The 4,094-nt window shown below is 65.0% G+C and carries 3 protein-coding genes; 2 read left to right on the top strand and 1 reads right to left on the bottom strand.

All coding sequences use genetic code 11. The features are described from left to right. The coding region (gene recG / locus EN884_RS28010; protein WP_128360857.1) for an ATP-dependent DNA helicase RecG at positions 1 to 1,653 on the bottom strand (1,653 nt) is incomplete at its 3' end. Positions 1,654 to 1,745: 92 nt separating this feature from the next. On the opposite strand from recG, the gene EN884_RS28005 reads away from it, so the two are divergent. Together EN884_RS28005 and EN884_RS28000 are read left to right on the top strand one after the other, a co-directional pair. After that, entirely contained in the window at positions 1,746 to 2,033 is a 288-nt protein-coding gene (locus EN884_RS28005; protein ID WP_013531907.1) for a succinate dehydrogenase assembly factor 2, read from the top strand. A 73-nt stretch (positions 2,034 to 2,106) separates the two neighbouring features. Then, the coding region (locus tag EN884_RS28000) for a CarD family transcriptional regulator (RefSeq protein ID WP_281034849.1) at positions 2,107 to 4,094 on the top strand (1,988 nt) is incomplete at its 3' end.

Below are 4,094 nucleotides of genomic sequence, written 5' to 3'. Positions count from 1 at the left end.
GGTGGTGGCGATCAGGATGCGTGTCTCGCCCTGCTTGAAGGCGCGCATCGCCTCGTCCTTCTCGGCACCCTTCATGCGGCCGTGAACGAGACCGATGCGATCGCCGAACAATGGTTTCAGCGAGGCGAAGCGGTCTTCGGCCGACATCAGTTTGATCTCTTCGGATTCCTCGACCAGCGGACAGATCCAGTAGATCTTCTGGCCGCCGGCGACGGCGTCCACCATGCGGGCGACCAGTTCGTCGAGCCGCTCGAGCGGCAGCGTAACGGTACGGATCGGCTGGCGGCCGGCCGGTTTTTCCGTCAGTTTCGACACGTCCATGTCACCGAAAGCGGTCAGCACCAGGGTGCGCGGGATAGGAGTGGCCGTCATCACCAACATGTCTGGCGCGTCGCCCTTGGCGGTGATGGCAAGCCGCTGATGGACGCCGAAACGATGCTGCTCGTCGATGACGGCGAAGACGAGGTCTTTGAAGGTGACGGTCTCCTGGAACAGCGCGTGGGTGCCGACGACGATGTCGATCTCGCCGGTTGCCAGGCCGACCAGCGTATCCGCGCGTTCGCGGCCCTTCTCGCGACCGGTGAGGATGGCGATGCGAAGCCCTACCTTGGCGGCAAGCGGCGTGATGGTCGCAAGATGCTGGCGCGCCAGGATTTCGGTCGGTGCCATCAAGGCTGCCTGGCCGCCGGCCTCGACGGCACGCGCCATGGCCAGCAGCGCGACGACAGTCTTGCCGGAACCGACATCGCCCTGCAGAAGCCGCAGCATGCGCTCTGGGTCGGCGAGGTCGGCATTGATTTCGGCCAGCGCAAACTCCTGGCTTGATGTCAGCGAATAGGACAGTGCGGCCCGCAGTTTTTCGACGATGCGGCCGTCGCCGACCAGGGGTCGCCCGGACAGCCTGCGGACTTTCGCTCGCACCAGCGCCAGCGAGACCTGGCCCGCCAGCAACTCGTCATAGGCGAGCCGCCGCCAGGCGGCACCATCGATGGAGACGTCAATCGGGTCGGCCGGATTGTGGATGCGGGCAAGCGCATCGCCAAAGGCCGCAAAGGTGTGCCGCCGCATGAAGGCGCCGTCCTGCCATTCGGGAAATTCAGGCACGCGCGTCAGCGCCTGGCCGATCGCCCGGCGCAGCACCTTGCCCGAGAGCCCGGCTGTCAGAGGATAGACCGGTTCGACCAGCGGCAGGTTTTCCGCTTCGCTGGCCAGCGCAATATGGTCGGGGTGGACCATGCTCGGGCGGCCGTTGAACCATTCCATGCGGCCCGAGACCACGACATGCTCGCCCTCGGGCATCGCCTTTTCGAGATAGGAGGCGTGAGCATGGAAGAAGGTCAGCGCGATCTCTCCGGTATCGTCATGGGCGAAGACCCGGTAGGGCACCGACCTGTTGCCACGCGGTGGCGGCTGGTGGCGGTCGATGCGCACATCGAGCGTGACGATCTGGCCTTCCGCGGATCCCGCGATACCAGGCCGACTGCGCCGGTCGATGACGGTGTGCGGCAGCACGAACAGAAGATCGCCGGCACGCGCCGCGCGGTCGCCGAGATCGGCCGGAACAACCTTCTCGATCAGCGCGCCGACTTTCGGTCCGACGCCTGCAAGCGACGTAATCGGGACAAACAAGGGATCGAGGATGGTCGGGCGCATGATGTCAGCTTATGTTGCGACGGCGGCAGCGCAAGGCTGACAGCCCCTTCTATCCACGCTATATGCGCCGCAGCAAGCAAGGATGCGGTACGATGACCGGAACGACGAGATCAAGCGAGGGGCTGGACGTGCGCCGCCGCAAGCTTCTGTTTCGCTCCTGGCATCGCGGCATGCGCGAGATGGACCTGATCCTCGGCACTTTCGCCGACGCTGAGATCGGCGTCTTGACCAACGAGGAAATCGACCAATATGAGAGGCTCCTCGACATTCCCGATACCGAATTCCTGCCCATGGTCACCGGCGAACGCCCGGTTCCGGCCGATATCGATTGTGCCGTCCTGCGAAAGATCCTGGCTTTCCGCCGCTCTCTGACATTCTGAACACAAGCAATTCCAGGAAAAGTAACGAAGCGGTTTTCCGTTCGGAATTGCGATGAAACAAGACCGTGATTTCATGAGCCTCATTCCCACCATCGGTCTGCCGAAAGGCCGCGCCGGTCAGTTCATCGTCGATGGCGTCGCCGACGGCTACGAAGCCTTTGCGCTGGTGCAGGCGGCGCTCGAGATCGCGCCCGACAAGCCGGTTCTGTTCGTCGCGCGCGACGGTCAGCGCCTGCCGGCGATCATCGAGGCATTGTCCTTCGCGGCCCCCGGCCTGCCGGTGCTGGAACTGCCGGCCTGGGATTGCTTGCCCTACGACCGCGTCTCGCCCGGCTCCGATGCGGCCGCCAAGCGCCTCGATGCGCTGACCGCCATGATCGCTCTGGCGAAGAAGCCGCACCGCGCCGTCATCCTCACCACCGCCAATGCGCTGCTGCAGCGCATTCCGCCGTCCGAGTTGGTCGAGGCGCAGACTTTTCATGCCAGGCCCGGCAACCAGATCGACATGAACGCACTGGTCTCGCGGCTGGAAACGTCCGGTTTCGAGCGTGTGCCGACAGTGCGCGGCATCGGCGAGTTCGCGGTGCGCGGCGGCATTCTCGACCTGTTCGCCCCCGGCTGGACCGAGGCGCTCAGGCTCGATTTCTTCGGCGACACGCTGGAATCGATCCGTGTGTTCGACGCCGCCACGCAGCGCACCACCGGTCAACGCAAGTCGATGGCGCTGCAAGCGATGAGCGAAGTGGCGCTGACGCCGGAAACCATCAGCCGCTTCCGCCGCTCCTATATCGAAGCCTTCGGCGCACCGCAGCGCGACGACGGGCTCTATGCGGCGGTCAGCGAAGGGCGTCGCTTCGCTGGCATGGAGCACTGGCTGCCGTTCTTTTACGAACGGCTGGAGACGGTGTTCGACTATCTGCCTGACACGCCCGTCATCTTCGACCATCTGGCGCATGAGGCGCTGGCCGAGCGCCACACGCTGATCCTCGATCACTACGAGGCGCGCAGGAAGCAGGCCGATGGCGCGCTGAAGGATGCGGTGCCCTATAAGCCAGTCGCGCCGGACCTGCTCTATCTCTCCCCGGAAAACCTGATCACCTCGCTCGGGCCGCGCGAAGCGATCGACTTTACGCCATTCGACGCGCCCGACATTGGCGCCAAGAAGGTCTATCACGCCGGTTCGCGCCACGGCCGCAGCTTCGTCGAGGAGCGCGCCGATCCGAACGCCAACGTGTTCGATGTCGTCGTCAAACACATCGCCGATGAGCGCGCGGCGCGCCGCCGCGTCGTCATCGCCGGCTGGACCGAAGGCTCGCTCGACCGGCTTGGCCAGATCCTCGCCGAACACCATCTCGGCAACCTCAAGCAGGTCGTGACGCTGGCGGAAGCCGAAAAGCTCGAGCCGGGGCAGGCGGCCCTGGCCGTGCTGCCGCTCGAATCCGGCTTCGAGACCGAAAAACTGGTCGTCGTCGCCGAACAGGACATTTTGGGCGACCGGCTGATCCGGCGCTCGAAACGCAAGAAACGTCCCTCGGATTTCATTGCCGAGGCCTCGGCGCTGTCGGCCGGCGACATTGTCGTCCATGCCGACCACGGCATTGGCCGTTTCATTGGCCTGCGCACCATCGAAGCGGTCGGCGCGCCGCATGACTGCCTGGAAATCCACTATGCCGGCGACGACCGGCTGTTCCTGCCGGTGGAAAACATCGAACTCCTGTCGCGCTACGGTTCTGACACGGCCGAGGCGACGCTGGACAAGCTTGGCGGCGGCGCCTGGCAGTCGCGCAAAGCGCGGCTGAGGAAGCGCCTGCTCGACATGGCCGGTCAGTTGATCCGCATCGCCGCCGAGCGGCAGATGCGCTCGGCGCCGCCACTGGTGCCGGCAGAAGGCCTCTATGGCGAGTTCGCCGCCCGCTTTCCCTATGAAGAGACCGACGACCAACAGACGGCCATCGATTCGGTGCGCGACGATCTTGCTGCCGGCAAGCCGATGGACCGGCTGATCTGCGGCGATGTCGGTTTCGGCAAGACCGAAGTGGCGCTGCGTGCCGCCTTCATCGC

The organism is Mesorhizobium sp. M7A.F.Ca.AU.001.01.1.1 (genome assembly GCF_004022735.1).
GTDB classification, from domain to species: Bacteria; Pseudomonadota; Alphaproteobacteria; order Rhizobiales; family Rhizobiaceae; genus Mesorhizobium; species Mesorhizobium ciceri.
This window is presented reverse-complemented; position numbering and strand designations above follow the sequence as displayed.

What these genes read in the sequence shown, in the direction of transcription:
- EN884_RS28005 (WP_013531907.1), top strand. Translation starts at nt 1,746, where the DNA reads ATGACCGGAACGACGAGATCAAGCGAGGGGCTGGACGTGCGCCGCCGC.